18 protein-coding genes and 2 pseudogenes are annotated in these 20,610 nt (G+C 42.5%); 8 read left to right on the top strand and 12 right to left on the bottom strand.

The features are described from left to right. Positions 1-247: 247 nt before the first annotated feature. From rlmN to der, 8 genes are all read left to right on the top strand, one after another. On the top strand, positions 248-1,444 hold the full coding sequence (rlmN, locus tag Xsto_RS14210; protein WP_099121952.1) for a dual-specificity RNA methyltransferase RlmN: 1,197 nt from the start codon (positions 248-250) through the stop codon (positions 1,442-1,444). Between the two features lie 71 nt (positions 1,445-1,515). Then, on the top strand, positions 1,516-1,959 hold the full coding sequence (locus tag Xsto_RS14205) for a tetratricopeptide repeat protein (protein WP_099125457.1): 444 nt from the start codon (positions 1,516-1,518) through the stop codon (positions 1,957-1,959). 143 nt (positions 1,960-2,102) lie between these two features. Next, entirely contained in the window at positions 2,103-3,173 is a 1,071-nt protein-coding gene (rodZ, locus tag Xsto_RS14200) for a cytoskeleton protein RodZ (RefSeq protein WP_099125456.1), read from the top strand. Between the two features lie 149 nt (positions 3,174-3,322). Further along, the gene (gene ispG, locus Xsto_RS14195; protein ID WP_099110579.1) at positions 3,323-4,444 is read left to right on the top strand and encodes a flavodoxin-dependent (E)-4-hydroxy-3-methylbut-2-enyl-diphosphate synthase; all 1,122 of its coding nucleotides are present in this window, start codon (positions 3,323-3,325) and stop codon (positions 4,442-4,444) included. A 116-nt stretch (positions 4,445-4,560) separates the two neighbouring features. After that, positions 4,561-5,838: a histidine--tRNA ligase gene (hisS, locus tag Xsto_RS14190; protein WP_099121858.1), complete on the top strand. Its 1,278-nt coding sequence runs from the start codon at positions 4,561-4,563 to the stop codon at positions 5,836-5,838. A gap of 11 nt (positions 5,839-5,849) precedes the next feature. Then, on the top strand, positions 5,850-6,470 hold the full coding sequence (locus Xsto_RS14185; protein ID WP_099125455.1) for a YfgM family protein: 621 nt from the start codon (positions 5,850-5,852) through the stop codon (positions 6,468-6,470). Positions 6,471-6,484: 14 nt separating this feature from the next. Further along, positions 6,485-7,657 (top strand): outer membrane protein assembly factor BamB, encoded by a 1,173-nt coding sequence (gene bamB, locus Xsto_RS14180; RefSeq protein ID WP_099125454.1) that lies wholly within the window; start codon positions 6,485-6,487, stop codon positions 7,655-7,657. Between the two features lie 173 nt (positions 7,658-7,830). Further along, positions 7,831-9,324 carry a ribosome biogenesis GTPase Der gene (der, locus tag Xsto_RS14175; protein WP_099110573.1) on the top strand — a complete coding sequence of 498 codons (1,494 nt, stop codon included), beginning with the start codon at positions 7,831-7,833 and terminating at the stop codon, positions 9,322-9,324. A gap of 117 nt (positions 9,325-9,441) precedes the next feature. Here der and Xsto_RS14170 read toward each other — a convergent pair whose 3' ends face one another. The 12 genes and pseudogenes from Xsto_RS14170 to Xsto_RS14110 form a co-directional block, all read right to left on the bottom strand. Then, entirely contained in the window at positions 9,442-9,639 is a 198-nt protein-coding gene (locus Xsto_RS14170) for a protealysin propeptide domain-containing protein (protein ID WP_099125453.1), read from the bottom strand. 512 nt (positions 9,640-10,151) lie between these two features. Beyond that, a complete protein-coding gene (locus tag Xsto_RS14165) occupies positions 10,152-11,198 on the bottom strand; it encodes a M4 family metallopeptidase (protein ID WP_099125452.1) in 1,047 nt (348 codons plus the stop codon). Positions 11,199-11,404: 206 nt separating this feature from the next. Beyond that, a complete protein-coding gene (locus Xsto_RS14160) occupies positions 11,405-12,493 on the bottom strand; it encodes a M4 family metallopeptidase (RefSeq protein WP_099125451.1) in 1,089 nt (362 codons plus the stop codon). Positions 12,494-12,808: 315 nt separating this feature from the next. After that, complete coding sequence (hemF, locus tag Xsto_RS14155) at positions 12,809-13,717, bottom strand: oxygen-dependent coproporphyrinogen oxidase (protein ID WP_099110568.1); 909 nt, start codon at positions 13,715-13,717, stop codon at positions 12,809-12,811. Positions 13,718-14,056: 339 nt separating this feature from the next. Then, complete coding sequence (locus Xsto_RS14150) at positions 14,057-14,314, bottom strand: helix-turn-helix domain-containing protein (protein ID WP_099110566.1); 258 nt, start codon at positions 14,312-14,314, stop codon at positions 14,057-14,059. 471 nt (positions 14,315-14,785) lie between these two features. Further along, positions 14,786-15,976: a hypothetical protein gene (locus Xsto_RS22205; RefSeq protein ID WP_244590405.1), complete on the bottom strand. Its 1,191-nt coding sequence runs from the start codon at positions 15,974-15,976 to the stop codon at positions 14,786-14,788. A 227-nt stretch (positions 15,977-16,203) separates the two neighbouring features. After that, positions 16,204-17,865 (bottom strand): annotated as a pseudogene (locus Xsto_RS14135) (terminase large subunit). Continuing rightward, a complete protein-coding gene (locus tag Xsto_RS14130) occupies positions 17,862-18,215 on the bottom strand; it encodes a phage terminase small subunit P27 family (RefSeq protein ID WP_099125449.1) in 354 nt (117 codons plus the stop codon). Before Xsto_RS14130 ends, Xsto_RS14135 begins: the two are co-directional and overlap by 4 nt. A gap of 119 nt (positions 18,216-18,334) precedes the next feature. Next, positions 18,335-18,760: an HNH endonuclease gene (locus Xsto_RS14125; RefSeq protein WP_099125448.1), complete on the bottom strand. Its 426-nt coding sequence runs from the start codon at positions 18,758-18,760 to the stop codon at positions 18,335-18,337. Continuing rightward, entirely contained in the window at positions 18,760-19,062 is a 303-nt protein-coding gene (locus Xsto_RS14120; protein WP_099125447.1) for a head-tail connector protein, read from the bottom strand. The genes Xsto_RS14125 and Xsto_RS14120 overlap by 1 nt, the downstream gene beginning before the upstream one ends. After that, the gene (locus tag Xsto_RS14115; RefSeq protein ID WP_099125446.1) at positions 19,059-19,394 is read right to left on the bottom strand and encodes a phage head closure protein; all 336 of its coding nucleotides are present in this window, start codon (positions 19,392-19,394) and stop codon (positions 19,059-19,061) included. The genes Xsto_RS14120 and Xsto_RS14115 overlap by 4 nt, the downstream gene beginning before the upstream one ends. After that, positions 19,391-20,609, bottom strand: a pseudogene (locus Xsto_RS14110) (phage portal protein). The gene Xsto_RS14115 and the pseudogene Xsto_RS14110 overlap by 4 nt, the downstream one beginning before the upstream one ends. Position 20,610: the final 1 nt, after the last annotated feature.

Genomic DNA, 20,610 nt, shown 5'->3' with positions numbered 1-20,610 from the left:
GAACAGTAAAGTTTGTACAATGTCGCGCCCCGCTGATTTGACTTAGCGGGGCGTTTATTATTTCATTTCAACAAACGATTAACGCTGGATATGTTTTCGCAAAAGAGAACATGTATTGAGTTATGTTTATGAATATGAAGTCTGTTTACTGAATCAGTAGTCACCGCATGAAAACTTAGTGCTGAAATACAATCAGCACAGAGCCGAAAGTGTAACAACGAGGCGATGTAACAATATGTCCCAGACAATGTCCCAACCTAATACAGCCGAACAATGTTCAACTTCTGCCACTTCTTTCACACCTGATAAGACTTTTACGCGGGATAAGACAAGCGGCAAAATTAATCTGCTTGATCTCAACCGCAAACAAATGCGTCAGTTTTTCATTGAAATGGGGGAAAAACCTTTTCGTGCCGATCAGGTCATGAAATGGATGTACCACTATTGCTATGACGACTTTGAGCAAATGACTGACATCAATAAAGTGCTCAGGGCAAAACTACAACAGGTTGCTGAAATCAGAGCACCTGAAGTTGCAGAAGAACAGCGTTCTTCGGATGGTACTATCAAGTGGGCAATTACTGTTGGCGATCAACAGGTCGAAACAGTTTATATTCCGGAAGATGACCGGGCGACACTGTGTGTCTCATCTCAGGTAGGGTGCGCTTTAGAATGTAAGTTTTGCTCTACTGCCCAGCAGGGTTTTAACCGCAACCTGCGGGTTTCTGAAATTATTGGTCAGGTTTGGCGTGCCGCTAAAATTATTGGCTCGCTGAAATCCAGTGGTCGCCGCCCAATCACCAATGTGGTGATGATGGGCATGGGAGAGCCGTTGCTGAACCTGAACAATGTGGTGCCGGCCATGGAAATCATGATGGATGATTTTGGATTTGGCCTGTCAAAACGTCGCGTAACCCTATCAACATCCGGCGTAGTGCCTGCACTGGATAAACTGGGTGATATGATCGACGTTGCTCTGGCAATTTCTCTTCATGCACCCACTGACGATATCCGTGATGAAATTGTACCGATTAACCGTAAGTACAATATCGAAGAGTTTCTGGCTGGTGTCCGCCGCTATCTGACTAAGTCGAATGCTAATCAGGGACGGGTCACGGTAGAGTATGTGATGCTCGATCACGTGAATGACAGCGTGGAACAGGCTCACCAATTAGCCGAATGCCTGAAAGATACACCAAGTAAAATCAACCTGATCCCCTGGAACCCGTTCCCCGGAGCACCTTACGGGCGCAGCTCCAACAGCCGGATTGACCGTTTCTCCAAGGTACTGATGGGGTATGGCTTTACTACCATCGTGCGAAAAACCAGAGGTGATGATATCGATGCTGCCTGTGGACAGCTGGCTGGCGAAGTTATCGACAGAACCAAGCGGACAATGAGAAAACGTCTGGCAGGTGAACCTATTCAGGTAAAAACAGTCTAATTTTTTGTTCAATTCTTGTAATTGGCTAAAAATCTGGCGAAGTTTGACATATCCTTATAAATGAAAATGATATGATACGGAAATCAATAATTTGGTCTATAGTTTGTTTGAGTCTGGTGGCTGGTTGTGCGGAACATTCTCAGAACCGGTCTCATCATGCTGTTGCAGTAGATACCCGATTACAGTTAGGGAAAGCGTATCTGGCAGAACGGAATTTATCGGCTGCCAGATTTCATTTTCAGAAAGTTTTACTGGCTGAACCCCGTCATCCGCAAGCTCATTTGGGGATGGCGCTGCATGAACAATATGCGGGTCAGCCTGAATCCGCCGACCGTCACTACAGAATGGCAATGCAGTACGGAGCAGGAGATGATACTGTAATAGGTCATTATTACGTTTTTCTCTGTGAACAAAGACGGTATAAAGAAGCTAAAAATTTGGTCTCGGACAATTTGGTCACAGATAATTTGGTTATAAAGAGTAACACCGGCTTCTATGCCCATTGCGGTGAATAATTGCAATAAGTAGGAGTTGTGATAAATGATTGCCTACGTTTTATGCAGTATGAAATGATTTCGCTACACAAGTTAAATTGTGTCTGATAGTCAATTAACTTGTGTGAATATTTTAACCTGAACAGTACCAGTGTCCTTAGATAATGAAGACTGAAACTCATCCAGAAGAAGCTAATCTGACAACGGGTCAGATCTTGCGTCAAGCTCGTGAAAAACATGAGCTTTCTCAGCAGACTGTGGCAGATCGCTTGTGTCTTAAAGTGTCCACTGTTCGTGATATTGAAGAAGATAATGTTCCTGACAATATCGTACCCACATTTTTTCGCGGTTATATCCGTGCTTATGCGAAACTTGTTCAGGTGCCTGAGTCTGAGATCTTAGCCAAGATCGATGTACAGATGCAGCATAAGGCAGTAAAAACATCTCAGATGCAGAGCTTTTCTGCCCAAAAAATACGTAAGAAACGTGATGGCTGGCTGATGAAATTCACATGGCTTGTCATTATTGTGTTATTGGGTATGACAGGTGTGTGGTGGTGGCAGAATTATAATATTCAGCAAAAAGACTTGGCTTCAATGACAGAACAGTCTGATATACAGGCACAAAAGTCTGCCAGTGAACTGAGTGATACTCAATCTGTGACAGCCAGTTCCAACCTAAATACGACAGAAGTGCAATCTGGTACAGCTCAGACAGAGAAGAATGTACAAGTACCATTAAATAGCACAACTACAGACAGTCAGGTGCCATTATCTTCCGGTGCTCCTTCATCAACTCAGACTGGCTCAGTGCCACAGTCGGGTAGTCAGCCGCTGACAGCTTCTGGCAATACTGCCTCCACAGGTGTTTCTCCTGTAAATCAGGGAGCAGAGAATTCAGTTACAACGAATATCACGCCAGATGCTGTGTCATCAACGAATCCTGTATCAACAACTCCCTTATCAACAACCGAAAATCAGTCCAGTGTCGCGAACAGCAATGAACTGGTATTTAATTTCAAAGGCAGATGCTGGCTGGAAATTAAAGATGCTAACGGTAAGAAACTGTTTAGTGGTACCAAAAGTAAGGGCGATAGCCTGAAATTATCAGGAGTTTTACCTTATTCACTTAATATCGGGGCACCTGCTCAGGTTGAGGTAGAGTTTCAGGGAAAACGTGTGAATATGGATGCGTTTATTAAGAAAGGCACCAATGCCAGACTGACATTGCCATAAGCGGATTTATGGTTTTGACACGTTTACTGGGCACATACTTTGAGACGAATGTTGAGCTGGGGTTCAGGTTCGTCTATGTGTATTATTCACCACAGCATAGTTGTAATTTTTATAAATAAAATACAGGGATGTAGGGGAGTAATGTAAAAATGCATAATGAATCACCGATAACAAGACGTAAATCCACACGTATCTATGTCGGTAATGTACCTATTGGAGATAATGCACCTATTGCGGTGCAGTCAATGACGAACACACGGACAACAGATGTTGAAGCGACTGTTAATCAGATCAAATCGTTGGAGCGTGTAGGTGTTGATATTGTCCGTGTTTCGGTGCCAACCATGGATGCGGCGGAAGCCTTTAAACTCATCAAGCAGCAAGTCAATGTCCCGTTAGTTGCCGATATCCATTTTGATTACCGTATCGCATTAAAAGTTGCCGAATACGGTGTTGACTGTTTGCGTATTAATCCCGGGAATATTGGTAATGAAGAGCGGATCCGTCAGGTTGTAGATTGCGCCCGCCATCATAATATACCAATCCGTATTGGGGTTAATGGCGGCTCTTTGGAAAAAGATTTACAGGAAAAATACGGAGAACCGACACCAGAAGCCTTGGTGGAATCGGCTATGCGCCATGTGGATATTCTTGACCGTCTTAACTTTGATCAGTTCAAGGTTAGTGTCAAAGCATCTGACGTCTTTCTTGCTGTAGGTGCCTATCGTTTGCTGGCTCAGAAAATTGATCAGCCGCTTCATTTAGGCATTACCGAAGCAGGCGGTGCCCGTGCTGGTGCGGTGAAATCTTCAATCGGTTTAGGAATGCTGTTATCCGAAGGTATTGGGGACACTTTGCGTATCTCTCTGGCGGCAGATCCGGTAGAAGAGGTTAAAGTTGGCTTCGATATTCTGAAAGCACTGCGCATTCGTTCCAGAGGTATCAATTTCATTGCCTGCCCGACCTGCTCACGTCAGGAATTTGACGTTATCGGGACAGTCAATGCGCTTGAACAACGCCTTGAAGATCTGATCACTCCGATGGATGTTTCCATCATCGGCTGTGTTGTCAATGGTCCCGGAGAAGCTGAAGTTTCTACATTGGGCGTGACCGGCGCAAAAACAAAAAGTGGTTTTTATGAAGATGGCGTCCGTCAGAAAGAACGTCTCGATAATAATGATTTGATTGACCAGCTTGAAGCGAAAATCCGGGCCAAGGCTGCGATCCTTGATGCCAGTAAACGGATCAGTATTAATCAGCTCGAAAAGTAAAATTCAATACCGGCTCATGTTATTTGAGTCGGTATTATTTTGTTTGCTGATTGAACCTTGAGAATATTCGCTTTTATAATCGACTCTATTGTAAAAATATTAATAAGAGATAAAACATGGCAAAAAACATTTCGGCTATTCGTGGCATGAACGATTGCCTTCCTGCTGAAACAGCGATTTGGCAACGTGTTGAGTCTACAATAAAACGTGTGCTGGCTGGTTATGGCTTCAGTGAAATCAGAACACCGGTTGTAGAGCAGACCCCGTTATTCAAGCGAGCTATCGGGGAAGTGACTGATGTGGTCGAAAAAGAAATGTATACATTTAATGACCGCAACGGAGAAAGCCTGACCCTGCGCCCGGAAAACACTGCTGGTTGTGTTCGTGCCGGTATCGAACATGGTCTGCTGTACAATCAGGAACAGCGTTTATGGTACATCGGTCAGATGTTCCGTTATGAGCGCCCGCAAAAAGGCCGTTATCGTCAGTTTCATCAATTGGGTGCAGAAGTGTTTGGTCTTCAGGGGCCGGATATTGATGCTGAAATGATCCTGATGACTGCGCGCTGGTGGCGGGAATTGGGCATTGCTGAGCATGTGACACTAGAATTGAATTCCATCGGTTCTCTGGAAGCACGGGCAAACTATCGTGATGCTCTGGTTGCCTTCCTTGAGCAGCATAAAGATAAATTGGACGAAGATTGTCTGCGTCGCATGTATACTAACCCATTGCGCGTACTGGATTCTAAAAATCCGGAGGTTCAGGCACTTCTTAACGATGCTCCGGCTTTGTTTGATTATCTTGATGCAGAATCAAAAGAACACTTTGACGGACTGTGCCGGAATCTGGATGCTGCGGGTATTCAGTATCGTATTAACCAGCGTCTGGTACGTGGTCTTGACTATTATAACCGCACCGTTTTTGAATGGGTCACTTCTGCTTTGGGTGCGCAGGGTACAGTCTGTGCCGGTGGGCGTTATGATGGTCTGGTTGAGCAACTGGGTGGGAAATCAACACCTGCGGTCGGCTTTGCCATGGGCATGGAACGCATGATCCTGTTAGTTCAGGAAGTGAACCCTGAATTTGTTGCCGATCTCACGGTTGCAGATGTTTACCTTTCTTCCTTCGGGGAAGGTAGTCAACAGGCAGCACTGATTCTGGCAGAGAAAATCCGTGATGAATTACCGGAATTACGCCTGATGACCAATCACGGTGGCGGTAACTTTAAGAAACAACTGGGGCGTGCAGGTAAGCACGGTGCCAAAATTGCCCTGCTCTTAGGGGAAGATGAAATTAGTACAGGTAATGTCACTGTGAAAGATTTACGTAATGGTGAGCAACAAACATTACCACAACAAACGATCGCAGCACGTTTGAGCGAACTGTTAGGCTAAGGAGAGACTCTGTGGAAGTCTATACCACTGAAACTGAACAAGTTGATGCAATAAAGCGTTTTTTCGTTAACAACGGTAAATATATTGCTGTTGGCTTAGTACTGGGGATTGGGGCAATTATTGGCTGGCGTTACTGGCAATCTCATCAAACAAATCAGTTACAAGATACTGCAACAGCATTTGAGCAAATGAACCAGTCATTAGCATCAGGTTCGAAAGAAGGTATCTCGGCCGCAGAGAAATTCGCTAACGAAACGAATAATATCTACGGTGTGATGGCAGATATGGAACTGGCAAAACATTCGGTTGATAAGAATGATTTGGCGCAGGCAGAGAAATATTTACTGACTGCTTCAGGTAAAGCTAAAGATCAGGATATGCAGGCTTTGTCTGATATTCGTCTGGCCCGCATTCAGTTAGCAGAAGATAAAACTGATGCAGCATTAAAAACGCTGGAGCAGGTAAAAAGCAAAGGATGGCAAATCATCACTGAGAATATCAGGGGTGATATTCTGGCGAAGAAAGGCGATATAGCAGGTGCGCGTGAAGCATACTCCAGAGGGTTGGAATCTCAGGGAGCTCAGGCTTTGAAAGAGAGAATGCAAGTTAAACTAGATAATTTATCCAACTAAGGGAGCCAACTCTAATGCAACTGCGTAAAACACTTCTGGTTGGGCTGGTTGCTTCTGTTCTGCTGGCGGGTTGCTCAAGTGAACAGGATACGGTCATAATGTCCCCGTTGCCAAAGGTTGAAAACCAATTCAATCCTCATGTGGTGTGGGATAAGTCAGTTGGAAGTGGAGTTGGTCATTACTACTCTCACTTATCACCTGCATGGCAAGGCTCTGCTGTTTATGTTGCCGATCGTAATGGTATTATCAAAGCATTTGATATAGATAGCGGCAAAGAGTTGTGGTCTACCGATTTGTCAGAGAAAACAGGCTTTCTATCGTCACGTTTGCCTGCGTTATTGTCTGGTGGTTTGACGGTATCAGGTGATCGTCTGTATGTTGGCACAGAGAAAGCCAAAGTGATCGCATTAGATGCTACAACCGGCAAAGTTGAGTGGGAAACTCAGGTTGCTGGTGAAGCGTTATCCCGTCCGGTGTTAAGTGATAACCTTATCCTGATTCATACCGGTAATGGGATGTTACAGGCATTGAATGAGAATGATGGCTCTATCGCCTGGTCCATCAATATGGATACACCGCCATTGTCTGTCCGTGGCGAATCAGCACCCGCTGTGGCATATGGCGCTGCGATTGTCGGTGGTGATAATGGTCGTGTCAGTGCGGTGCTGCTTTCACAGGGGCAACTTATTTGGCAACAGCGTATCTCTCAGGTCACTGGCGCAACGGAAATTGATCGTCTGAATGATGTTGATATGACACCGGTCATTTCTGATAATGTCATTTATGCCATTGCCTATAATGGCAATCTGGTTGCAATGGATATGCGCTCTGGTCAGATAATCTGGAAACGTGATCTTGGTTCCGTCAATGATATGGTTGTGACTGACAACAATATTTTTGTTGTAGATCAGGATGATCGTATTTTATCCCTGCGTAAAAGTGATGGGGTAACCATTTGGTCCCAGAACGATTTGTTGCACCGTAATCTGACAGCCCCGGAAATGTATAACGGCTATCTGGTTGTGGGGGATGGAGAAGGTTATCTGCACTGGCTGAATATGGAAGATGGTCAGTTTATGGCTCAGCATAAGGTTGATAGCTCAGGCTTATTAAGCCGTCCGGTTATCGCCAGTGATAAACTGATGGTGCAGGCAAGGAATGGTAAAGTTTACCTGTATACACGCTGATATACAGTAAATATTTTAATGCGTTTTATCCGAACACGGCTCCTGTAATGACAGGAGCCGTGTCGTCTTTTTAGTATCTTGCAGTTATGAGAAGAAGATTTTGTTGTGAACGAACTTCAAGCGCCTCTTTTTTTGCGGGATATCGATTTACATTTAGTCATGAGGCATCAAAAATGATACCTGTCGTTGCGCTGGTTGGGCGCCCCAATGTCGGAAAGTCTACTTTATTTAACCGCTTAACCCGTACCAGAGATGCATTGGTCGCGGATTTTCCCGGTTTAACCCGCGACCGTAAATATGGACGTGCGGAAGTTGAAGGGAAAGAATTTATTATCGTTGATACCGGTGGTATTGACGGAACAGAAGAGGGCGTAGAAACACATATGGCTACGCAATCTTTGATGGCAATCGAAGAAGCAGACATTGTCCTGTTTATGGTTGATGCCAGATCCGGGTTGATGCCTGCGGATCATGCGATTGCAAAGCATTTACGCAGTCGTGAAAAATCGTCGTTTTTAGTCGCGAATAAGACTGACGGTATCGATATTGATACATCTGTTGCTGAATTTTATTCTCTGGGATTGGGGGATATACATTCTATCGCTGCTTCTCATGGGCGTGGCGTAACACAATTGATTGAGCACGCACTGTTGCCTTTCTATGCAGACGAGGAAGGTGCAGAGGAAATTGAATTAACGGAAGAAGAAGCTAACGCTGCTTACTGGGCTGAGTTAGAACAGGCTGAACAAGACGCTGTCGAAGAAGCTGAGCAGGAAGATGATTTCGATCCGACAACACTGCCATTGAAGTTAGCAATCGTCGGGCGTCCAAATGTGGGTAAGTCCACACTGACTAACCGTATTTTGGGTGAAGAGCGCGTTGTTGTCTTCGATATGCCGGGTACAACTCGTGACAGCATCTATATTCCGATGGAGCGTGATGGCCGTGAATATGTGCTGATTGACACAGCGGGAGTTCGTAAGCGTGGCAAGGTGACAGAAACGGTAGAGAAATTCTCTGTTATCAAAACACTTCAGGCAATTGAAGATGCGAACGTCGTTATGCTGGTGGTTGATGCTCGTGAAGGCATTTCGGATCAGGATCTTTCCCTGTTGGGCTTTATTCTTAACAGCGGCCGCTCCTTAGTCATCGCGGTGAATAAATGGGATGGCATGACTCAGGAAGATCGTGATCATGTTAAGGATATGCTGGACTTACGTCTGGGGTTTGTTGATTTTGCCCGTGTCCACTTTATTTCTGCTTTGCATGGTAGCGGAGTAGGGAATCTGTTTGATTCTATTCTGGAAGCTTATGAAAGTGCGACCCGTCGTGTGAATACGTCCATGCTTACCCGTATTATGCGTATGGCCGAAGATGATCATCAGCCACCAATAATACGCGGGCGCAGAGTCAAAATGAAATATGCTCATGCCGGAGGATATAATCCGCCAATCGTTGTTATTCACGGCAATCAGGTAACAGGTTTGCCTGATTCGTATAAGCGCTACTTAATGAATTATTTCCGCCGCTCTTTAAAAGTGATGGGTACACCTATTCGTATTCAGTTTAAAGAAGGGGCTAACCCGTATGCGGGTAAGAAAAATACATTAACGGCAACACAGTTGCGTAAACGTAAGCGTTTGATGGAACATTTGAAAAAGCGTTAATTAAGCAAAAAAATAAAGAGCTATTTATAGCTCTTTATTTTTGTTTAAGACTATTAACCATTCTGATGAATAATTGAATTGATTATCTTCTGGCTTATACTTCTTAATATCGAATGATTAATTACTTTTTTCTTTATCAATTTTAGTTATATCTTTTTTTTGTAACGAGGAATTTTGGGCTGATTTTTTCATTAACTTATTAACATCATGCAATGTTTTTAGCACATACTCCTTATCTTTTTCATCGCAGTGCTTTGCAATATACTCCAGCAAATGGGGCGGGACTATACAGCGTTGATTTGTTGTGTTGCACATAATATACCCAATTTGTTAGTGTGTGAGCCTGGTATCTATATAATATCCTCCATTTTTCAAGTGCTTCTTTGCTGGCTACACTCACGCACTCCAGTCACCGTTTTTATAAATATACGATGCGCTATGATCCCAGAGATTAATGAGCGGCTTTTGTGTTCCATCGGAAACCAGCCTTTATCATTCCTTTGCCGCCGTGATACACATTGAAACTCGTTGGATATAACATACCTTGCTAGTCTAAATGTTAGTCAAAATAATTAAATCAGTCACTACTAAAAATGTAAATTTTTTTATTCATTTATTTTGTTAATTATATATGTAATAAGAAAATAAATTTTCAGAACCACAGTTGATCTTATATTATTGGGAATTCATGTGGTTGAAGAATTTAATTAAGATAAAACTGATTTGATTAGAAAAAATCATAGCCTGATAAAAAAGAATATAGAAATAAATATGACGATAACAACAGGGGTTTTCCTAACCCCTGTGCCAAAAATATTATTTTATCGTCAGCGCAGGACACCCACTTGATGCCATGCATCAGTGACAAGATTTGAAACATTTTTACCAAAGAGCTTGCAGGCATTACTTACCGTTAATTTAGCAAAATCATCAAAATTTGCTTTGTTAGACAGATTATTATCTGTCAAAGTGCTGTACCAGATTTTACCTGCTTGCTCCCATGAATACCCTCCTAAAGCTGTTGCTAACAGGTAGAATGCTCTATTTGGAATGCCTGAATATTTATGAACTCCGCCGTTGTCATTTGAAAAAGGAAGATCTTCATACTGATCCATATGACCTATTTGATCATCATCTGAATACGCAGCTCCCGGCTCCTTGAACGAACGCAGGGCAAGATTTGGATCATTATTAGGGTTCATTTTTGGCCCGAAGATCCCCTGACCAATCAGCCAGTCAGATTCCCCTGCTTTCTGATTATTCGAAAATTGTTTCACCATAATACCGAATACATCTGAAATAGACTCGTTGAGAGCACCTGCTTGATAGGCATAGTCCAGATTTGCTTCATATTGAGTGACACCGTGTGTCATTTCATGGGCGGTAACATCAATACAGGATGTGAAGCGATTAAGATACGACTTCATACCGTCACCAAAAACCATCTGGTTGTCTGCCCAAAACGCATTTGCATAATTTTCAAGATAATGTACTGTAGCGACTAACTTAAGTCCTTTATTATCAATTGAGTTACGGCCAAAAATTTCTTTATAGAATTGATAAGTTATACCAAGATGTTCATAGGCTTCATCAACACAAATATCCTTACTTTCAGAGGAGCCTTCAGTCCGTACTGTTTTTATACCTGGATACTTATCTGTATTTTCGGCATCATATATTACTCTATCCAGATTCTCATTATCTCCTGGATTATATATCAGTGATGAACTTCCCATGCCAGCATAATAATTCATTAAATTATAAGTATGATTTAAAGCTTTTAATATTGGAGCCTTATCATTTTCATCGCAATTTTTAATAATATATTCGAATAAATTTGGAGGAATAATGTTGTGTATCGTATTTTTGTACATAATGATACCCCGATTTATTTTTAGATGCTGTGTATTTTTTGGGATCCCAATTAAATTATTAGCCTAAGTCACAAGGTTTTCTACTAATTAAATGCTTTTTTCTTATTTTGTTTTTATTAATCTATAAATATAACAAAGAGCTAAAATGGCTATTTGATATTAATTATATGATTAAGATGAAATTAATTTAATGTTGATTAATAATACTATATTAATGTTTTTTCTGCTGTTTTTTTAGGTAAAAGAACGCCAACTTCTTTCCAACACTCTTTGGTAATGTGGGCGATATTCTTGCCAAATAATCTTTCTGCACTCTTAATAGTTAATGTAGCGAACTCATCAAAAGTGGCATATGAAGATAAACGATTATCTAATAAAGTTTCATACCAGATTTTTCCAGCTCTCTCCCATGAATAACCTCCCAGTGCAATTGCAAGTAAGTAAAATGCTTTGTTCGGGATCCCTGAATATATATGAACTCCTCCATTATCCAGCGTAATTGGTAGCTCTTCATATTGATCCATATGAGCAACCTGCCTATCGTTGGAAAATGCTGTACCCGGCCTTATAAATGAGCGTAAGGCAATATCAGGTTTATTCTCTGGGTTAAAACGAGGACCCAGTATTCCTTTTCCCAGTAACCAGTCGGATTCATCCGCTCTTTGATTATTGGCATACTGTTTTACCATTATGCCAAATGCATCTGAAATAGACTCATTCAGAGCACCAGACTGGTAGGCATAGTAGAGATTAACTTCATTTTGAATAACTCCATGTGTGAGTTCGTGTGCTACCACATCAATAGCAGAGGTAAAACGATTGAAGAACTGACCATCGCCATCACCGAAAACCATTTGCTTTCTTGACCAAAAAGCATTTAAGTAATTTTTACCATAATGAACAGTGGCAACTAATTTCAGCCCTTGGTTGTCAAGTGAATTGCGATCAAAAGCCTGACTATAAAACTCATGAGTTTTTCCAAGATACTCATAGGCTTCATTAATGGCAATATCGTCGCTGTCAGGCATACCTTCACTTCGGATTAATTTCTTTCCGGGGAACTCTTCTTTCTGTTCTGCATCATAAATAGTTCTGTGTAATTTTATTTTTTCATCATGTTTTATCTCATATTCCGGCTGTGGAATACCTTCAAATGCCGTAATGTTCATTAAATTATAAACATGATCTAATGTTTTTAATACATATTGGTTAGTACACTCGTCACAGTGATTGGATATTTGTTCTAAGACAAATGGAGGAATTAAACTGCATCTATTAATTGCTTGTCTGTCCATAATTATCCCCTGTTTTGTCAGTGCTATGTTTATTGTTTTTGGCGCCCATTTGCATACTATCGATAATTAAAGTGATAGTCATCAGGGTAAATATTGACTTTTTATAACAGAATATTGTTAATGGAATGCTATCAATAAATTTATTAATCTATTGATATAAAATCAGGGTTGTAATATATACAATTAAACTCAAGGTAGATAGCCAGCAAAGAGATAACTTGAAAGACGAAGTGTATATTCAATTTTAAATTTAGATTAGAGCAGTGATAAATAGCCCAATACATATTTATTCTATTGGGCTACTCTCGGATTTATTTATATCCAATCTTTTTTTATCAGAAATGATGTATAGAGCTCTTCTTCGGAAGAATTTGGCTCAGGGGAATAATTATACTCCCAGCGAACTAAAGGAGGCATGGACATCAGTATAGATTCTGTTCTCCCGCCACTTTGCAGACCGAACAATGTTCCTCTATCCCAGACTAAATTAAATTCAACATAGCGACCACGGCGATATAATTGGAATTGCCTTTCCCGCTCTCCCCAGCCGATATCTTTTCTTCTTTCAACAATAGGTAGATAAGCTGACAGGAAACCATTACCCACAGCTTGTGTGAAATTGAAGCAAGTATCAAAATCGGGGCTATTTAAATCATCATAAAACAGCCCGCCAATACCGCGAGGCTCATTACGATGCTTAATAAAGAAATAATCATCACACCACTTTTTATATGTGGGATAAATATCCTCACCAAATGGCTGGCATAACGTACTGGCAACAGTGTGCCAGTGAACGGCATCCTCTTTAAAGCCATAATAGGGAGTGAGATCAAACCCGCCACCAAACCACCAGATGGGGGACTCGCCTTCTTTTTCTGCAACAAAAAAGCGTACATTAGCGTGACTGGTTGGAACATAAGGGTTCTGGGGGTGAATAACAAGGGAAACTCCCATTGCCTGATAGCTGCGCCCCGCCAGTTCAGGGCGGTGAGCTGTTGCTGACGAAGGCAGGGAATCTCCGGTTACATGGGAAAAGTTCACGCCTGCCTGCTCAAAAACCTTACCTGATTTTAAGACACGGCTGCGTCCGCCACCACCTTCCTCCCGTTGCCAGCACTCTTCGATGAAATGGGAATGATCATCCAGACGTTCAAGTTGTTTACAGATTTCGTCCTGTAATGAGAGGAAAAAAGTCTTAACTTGAGATATATTAGCTATATTCATAATTAAAGTATAACCATTTGATATTATTTAAAATAATTACAATTATTTAACGAGGTTGTTTTTGTTTGTTTATGCAATTGTTTATACATAGAACGCTGAACAAACTTATAAACAAGACATAAGATAAGAACAGTGTAAAAGAAAAGACAGGAAAGAATAAGAGTGAATTTGTGCTCAATAAAACGAGGCTAATGTGCTAACCGTTCTGATCTTGTGAAGAAGTTGCGGTTTATCTCGCTGAAAGTTTTTAGGAGGGACAATTACGAATGTTACTGCTAGTGAGAAGATACCCCGTTACGGCTATCTTCCCGATGATTTTCAAGTGGTGGATTACTATTTTTATGATTTATCTCGAACCTTACGTTCAATCAATTCACCATACGAATCAAAATAACGGCTAGGCCAAATTTCTGAGGGATGTATTTCAAGATAGTTAGCTATTATCCATTCGCCTTTCGGCCACGGTCTGCTGAGAGTATTTGCTAATGTAGATGAACTGAGGCCGGATTCACGAGAAACAGCCGCTAAGGTTGTACCACGTTTACGTAATGCGGCGATAATGTCGGCTTGATGCCAATCATTTTTAACGTTATTCATTCCTGCTACCCCTTCCATTAATTGAGAAAATTGATGGTGGCGATTCAAGCAAGGTTCGCATTACCGGGCTAAGATTCCGGTGAGGCCGAAGCCTCCCCTGCCTGAATCACCATTGAAAGGGTGAACGAGGCCACTGGTAGAAACATCCTACCAGTGTTCTTAGCTCAGGGATGCGAAGCCCTGACCACTAGATTTTGCTAATGGCGGGGCTACTTTAACTGATTGGTTTATCGGACTCAATAAGCGAATCAGTATAAACGCTTAACTTTTTGTGTTATATGCCGTCTAGATGAGATTTGATACCTTGCTACTTTGAGTTCAAGCAAATATGACAGTCAACTCCGTGCTAATAAAGGATGTTGGGGCGATCCCAAACTCAGAATAATTGTTCTTTCTCCATCAAATTTTTTGTAACGAAAAGAATAAAGCCAGAATTATTATTCTGGCTATGGGATATATATAAAATATCATTTAGTTTTGGCTATTAATTTTAAAGAAAGTATCCCATTGTTTAGCATCATCACTATTCAAAATAACACAAGTATCAGTCATGTTTTTTAGTTTTTTTTCACTGTCTTCACTATCAGAGGAAGTAATTAAATCGTAATTTCTTCCATTAATATTTTTTTTAAACTCACCAACACTATCTGGGCATATTAAATTTTTATTTCCGGCTGAAAATATTCTTATTCCATAGATGAAAAAGCTTTTCTCAATCTTGTTTGTTGTCGATGTCATCCATAAGTGCTGGGGAAACATGTTTGGCTGGTACTTGTTACCATCAATTAGAAAATGATGGCTTTTATTATCCATGATTCCAATAGAGTAAAGAGAACTATTCACTAGCATAGAGGTTATATTAGGAAATAGAATAGATGTGGTTATTATGGTTAAAATAACAGAAATTGATAATTTTTTTGCTAATGGAATTATATTTCCATTTCTGTTTTCACTACTTGATGGAGCGTTTTTTATATCATCAAAATATACTATTGCTGGAAGAAATGATGATAGTGAAAATATAATCATGAAAACCCATGCTATTAGCAATGATATTATTTTCTCTCCTGTACTATTCTTTAACAGCAAACTAACAGGAAGCGATATTGATAATGTAGCGAATACTATTATGAATGTAGCTATTAGTACTTGACCGACCTTTTTAAACTTATCCGAAATACTATTATTTTTAAAATCCCCTTTAAATAATGAAATTGATATAAACATTAAAAAAGATAATGTTGCTATTATGGTTATGGCTAGTAATGCAGAAGGAGGTGAGATTATTTTTTTAACACAAGGAACATGAGGAAGGAATGCTAATGTTAAGAATAAAGTTGAACCTCCCCAACCTAGCAACGGCATATATATTGGTTTTTTAATTATATCAGGAAATATGGAATGGTGAAAAATAAGTATGGAGCTAGGTAGAATGAGGGTTATAACTATAGCGATCGAGAGAATTACCGAAGATATTAATAAAGGTATCAATCCTATATTAATTGAGAAAGAGTCTATTAGTAAATCTAGTCTACCAATATTATTTAAATAACTCCATACCATTATGCCGGACAAAATCGTCAAATAAGGTATTAATTTAACCATTCTCTTACTAATTTTTTGGTAAATTTCTTTCAACGCTTCTGTTGTTTGACTTGTCATAATGCATCTCGTTAAATATTGAATTATTAATAATCAAGAATCACCTTGTAGACAATAAAGATACAGTTGTAAAGTATCTTATTGTCCGATTTAGTCGCACTTTTATACAGAATACTGTCAAATAAGCTAGAGACTAACCCCCAAAATGTGTGCAATATCTAACCTTTTGATCATTTGATTTCATTAATTTTTATACTCCACAGGCATTAAAAAAATCAATCCGTTATCTAAATTCCATCAAAACTATTCAATCGCTGCTGCTGTTCCTCACTTAAGCTAAATGCAAAGTCTTCATGCTCATTCTGCCATGTGCCAAAACTCATCAGGAACGCAATCGCAGGGTCTATTTTATTCGCGGATGTCTTCTTATTCGGTTTGATATTGGCGTTCGCATCGGTTTCCATCACCACATTAGACATCGCCCATGCCAGCACCGGGTCACCGTTGTGACGAATAATCTTGCGGTTAACGAACACCTCAGCCGATTTTGCCACAGGGCTAAAGCGCATATAGGTTTGCGGGAAGGGTTCAACATCCAGCCCCACACCCTGTAGTTGCGTGCGTAGATGCGTGGCATTCCATGTGTCGAAGCCGAACAGCTTGATATCAAAGTGTTGACTGTCTTTGAGAATATCATCTCGAATACGATCATAATCAATACAATCGCCTGTCGTGGTACGTATCCAGCCCATTTGCGCCCATTGACGGTAGATTGTCCGGTTCTTATTGGCGGGGGTTTGTAACTAGGCTTCGGGTAGGTAATGGCGGGTCAGCAATAACAGCTCATTATCCACAGGAAAGGTGTAACAGATGCTGGTGATATCGCCTGTGGAGGATAAATCTAACCCAGCGTAACACTCCAAGCCTTCCAGGTCGTTTTCGTCATAGTCGAGTTGGCAGGCTTTCCATGCCCCTTCGCCCATCCACGGCGTTTCACCCTGACACCAGATATTAAAGCGTTTGGTTAACATTTCCGTCCATTGTGAGGGAATGCCCTGCGCTTTCTGGATGGTGTCATGCAGTGCGGTGCTGTCTACGGAAATATCCAAATTCGGATTGGCTTTAATCCAGAGCGATTCATCATCAATCTCGTTCACATCATCCAGCTCGTAAATCAGGGCAAACAGCGATGCGTTCTGTTTTTCGCCGTCCAGTATCTGACAACAATAATCATAGTGCTGTTTACAGGCTGAGATTACATTACTGCCCGCCGTGGTAATGGCAAACAAAATACCTTCGGGACGTGCGCCCATACCTAATTCAAGGGCAGAGTAGACGGCGTTATCAGGGTGCAAATGATATTCATCGACAATCGCCAGACTGGGGTTAGTACCTTCGATGGTAGCAGCTTTGGCTGCCAGCGGTTTTAGCAGGTTATTGCTCTTCGGATAGGTTATTTTGTGTTGCTGGATAACAACCCGTTTTTTCAGGGGCTTTGATAACAGACTCATCTGGCGGGCATCATCGAATACAATACGCGCCTGATCGCGACTCACGGCGGCGGTGTAGATATCCTGCTGGCCGTCCTCCATCAGCAGAAACCAATTTGCCAGTATCGCGGCAACGGTAGACTTTGCATTTTTGCGTGGGACTTGAATATAAGCACTGCGATATTTCCGCCTTCCGGTTGCTTTGACTTTGAAGCCAAACAGGTTGGCAAAGGCGAACTGCTGCCACGGCTCCAGCATAATCGGTTTACCCCGCAAATGACCTTTGACGTGCGGACAGTAACGGGAAAAGGCAATAAACCGTGCCACCACCTCCGAATCAAACAGATAAAGTGAGTTATTCAGGTCGTTAAGGTAGCGTTTCATCGCCTGTTTTACCCGTTTACAGGCCGGAATTGTGCCGTTTTCGATATCAAAAGCGTACTGTTCCCATGCGTTCATAGTCGGTCTAGCTCGTCCTCTTCTTCCGTTTCCACCGGATTTTTGCGCCGTGATACGGGATCAAAACCCAGCAACGCCGACATTTTTATCATGATTTTTTCAGCATCGGCTTTGGCACTCAATGATGGATTACGGCTTTCGCTGCCCTGACTGTTCACAATGCTAAAGCCTCGGATATCAAGGTCTGCCACCGCTTTTCGGTAAATGGCATAGTTGACGCAATACAGCTCTAAGTTGTTCCAGTCGGCGGCGTTCAAATCTTCCCGTTCGTTTAAGATTTTGCTTTTGGCCTTCCATTGACTGGCGGCAATCTCATTTAAATAAGTGGGCGGTTTGGGTGCTCTTGCCATAATGTTTTCTGTTCCTTGTGATTTATTTTCAAAAAAATTGCCGTACGTAAAAATTGAAGGAGGGGGCGGTTCTGCTCAGAGGAGCATTTGTCATTTTTGATACCCCCCACCCCGTTATTTCATTTTGTTATTATTCCAAAGCTAACCAACCGTGCCGCTTCTGCTTCCTGTTCCTGATAGCTTCCCTGTTTGCGCTTGGTTTTGGTGATGGGGTCTGTCTGGACGGTCTTACGGTTATGGCAGGCATGGCATAGTGCTTGATGATTAGATGCAGGCCAGAACAACACATCACTATCACTATTAATTGGGATAATGTGATCCACAATGGTGGCAGGTGTGTAACTGTTTTGTTTGAGACAATGGACACATAAGGGATTCGCCCTGAGATACATCAGTCTGTACTTACCCCATCGGTTACTATAGCCACGTTCGGTACGTGTACCGCGCTGCCTGTTCTGTTCCTGCCGATGTTCTTCACAGCGACCAGACTTTACCCGTTGTTTACAACTCGGATAGCTACAACGTCTTAACGGTTGCCACGGCATCAGTAGATCCCCACATCACGATAGACAGACCACAGTGATTTGATGGTAAAAGGCACTTCTTTTAGCTCAACATCGGTTGCCATTTCCCGATTTTCATACAACAAGCCGATATAGAGCAGGCAACCAACTTTAATCGCTGGCGTGAAAACCAATCCTTTATCAAAGCGTTTACCGATATGTTGCTGGCAGACTTCCAACGCAGCGGCGGCATAGCCCGTTAATAAGCTATCATCAAGGGTGTAATCTTCCTCCAGTCGGCAATGCTGTTTGATTTCACTCAGGGGAATTTCAATCCGGCTCATCGGAATATGCCTCCCTTGCAAAGCAGCTCTAGGCGGGGGTATTTCGCATCGGGGATGACCGCCATAATGCTAAAAGCGGTGCCCGTCGTGTTCGCGCCGTGAAAGGTAATGCTGTTCGCTGTGGTCACATCCGCACGATAACGCAGCCAGATACGCACGGTGGCTTCGGAGAACACGGCGCCGGATGCCACCAGCTCCCGCCCGCTAATCGCTTTGACTTCTGCCCAGACCGTGGCTAAATCCACCCAGTTGTTGAGCACTTCACCAAATTTACCCCGACTGGCTTCATTTTTTCGGATTGTCACCCGATGCCGTAATCTGCCTGCTCTCATGCCTTCCCCTCCGGTTGTTGTTTGATTTCCACGGTTTGCTTCCATGCCTGACTGAATTCATCGCCACCAGCACGGGGCGATAATCCCTCGCGTTCACGGGCTTCATTCGGACACATCACACCGGATTTAATCGCCGTCTCATAACTCTGGAAACGCTCTTTCGGATTGGTGCGAAGCAGATCGGCGGTATCAAATTCCACCTGATAGCGAATGCCTCGTTTTGGTGAATTCATCAGTAAGGCGGATTTGATTTGCTGCTCAAAATTGGCAAGCCACGGGCGCATAGTGATTGTCAGAAAAGCACGGGAAGCCTCGCTAAAGTTACTGTAGGTACTGTTCGAATACTCTTGCAGAAAGATAGGACTAACGTTGAACATCCGGGCGATATCGTCAATAGTGAAACGGCGGGAGGCCAGCCACTCCGCATCTTGGTTATTCATGCCTAATTGCTGGTATTCCATCCCGCCTTCAAGTATTGGCGTTTTCCCTCGCATTGCGAGCGCCCTTATAACGTTCGAGGGCTTCCAGTGCCTTATTGCCCTTGATGCCATCCAGCCAGTCAGCGGCTTTAATCACTCCCGCTGCCATCATGCCCTCTTTCATTATGCTGGCACCGTGGCGCTGTTGTGCCAGCCCCAAACCCAGTGTTTCACGGCAGATGGTGACTGGCGAACGCCCCAAAAAGCCATCTTCGGTGGCATAACGCAAATGCAATACTTCTTCTTGTAGGTAGGTTTTGACCTTGCCGCTATAAGGTTCGGTAATGGTGTAAGCAAAGCGGTGATCCGATAATCGTTGCGGCACAACCGCTGACGGTGGGTAAGGGTGCAACGATTGTGGCTGTCCGTCTTTGCCCCAGACTATGACTGCATACGCATTACCATTGAGTAAGCAATGGCGCATTAAGGTTCGTTTAAGCTGAAACGGAGTCTGGCAGTCATTCGGGCGTTCATTAAGCAAATAATCTACCGGATGATCGCTCAACCATTCGCGAGACTCTTTACCGTGCTGGTGCTGAACCCGATAGAGATAACAAGGCATGGTGGCTATGGCTTCACTAATCACAGTGACGGCATTCATCACGGCAGGCAGACCTTCGGCTGTCGAGGGTGAAACATGCTCGCCGGATTTGGTGTTAGACATACCTGCCAGAGAAAAAAATTCATCAATAGTCATACTGCGGGTTTCTGGGGCTTTACGGGTAAAAGGCCACATG

Origin of the sequence: Xenorhabdus stockiae (genome assembly GCF_002632825.1) — a bacterium.
Lineage (GTDB): Bacteria > Pseudomonadota > Gammaproteobacteria > Enterobacterales > Enterobacteriaceae > Xenorhabdus > Xenorhabdus stockiae.
Note: the sequence above shows the minus strand (reverse complement) of the source record. Positions and strands in the feature narration are given on the sequence as shown.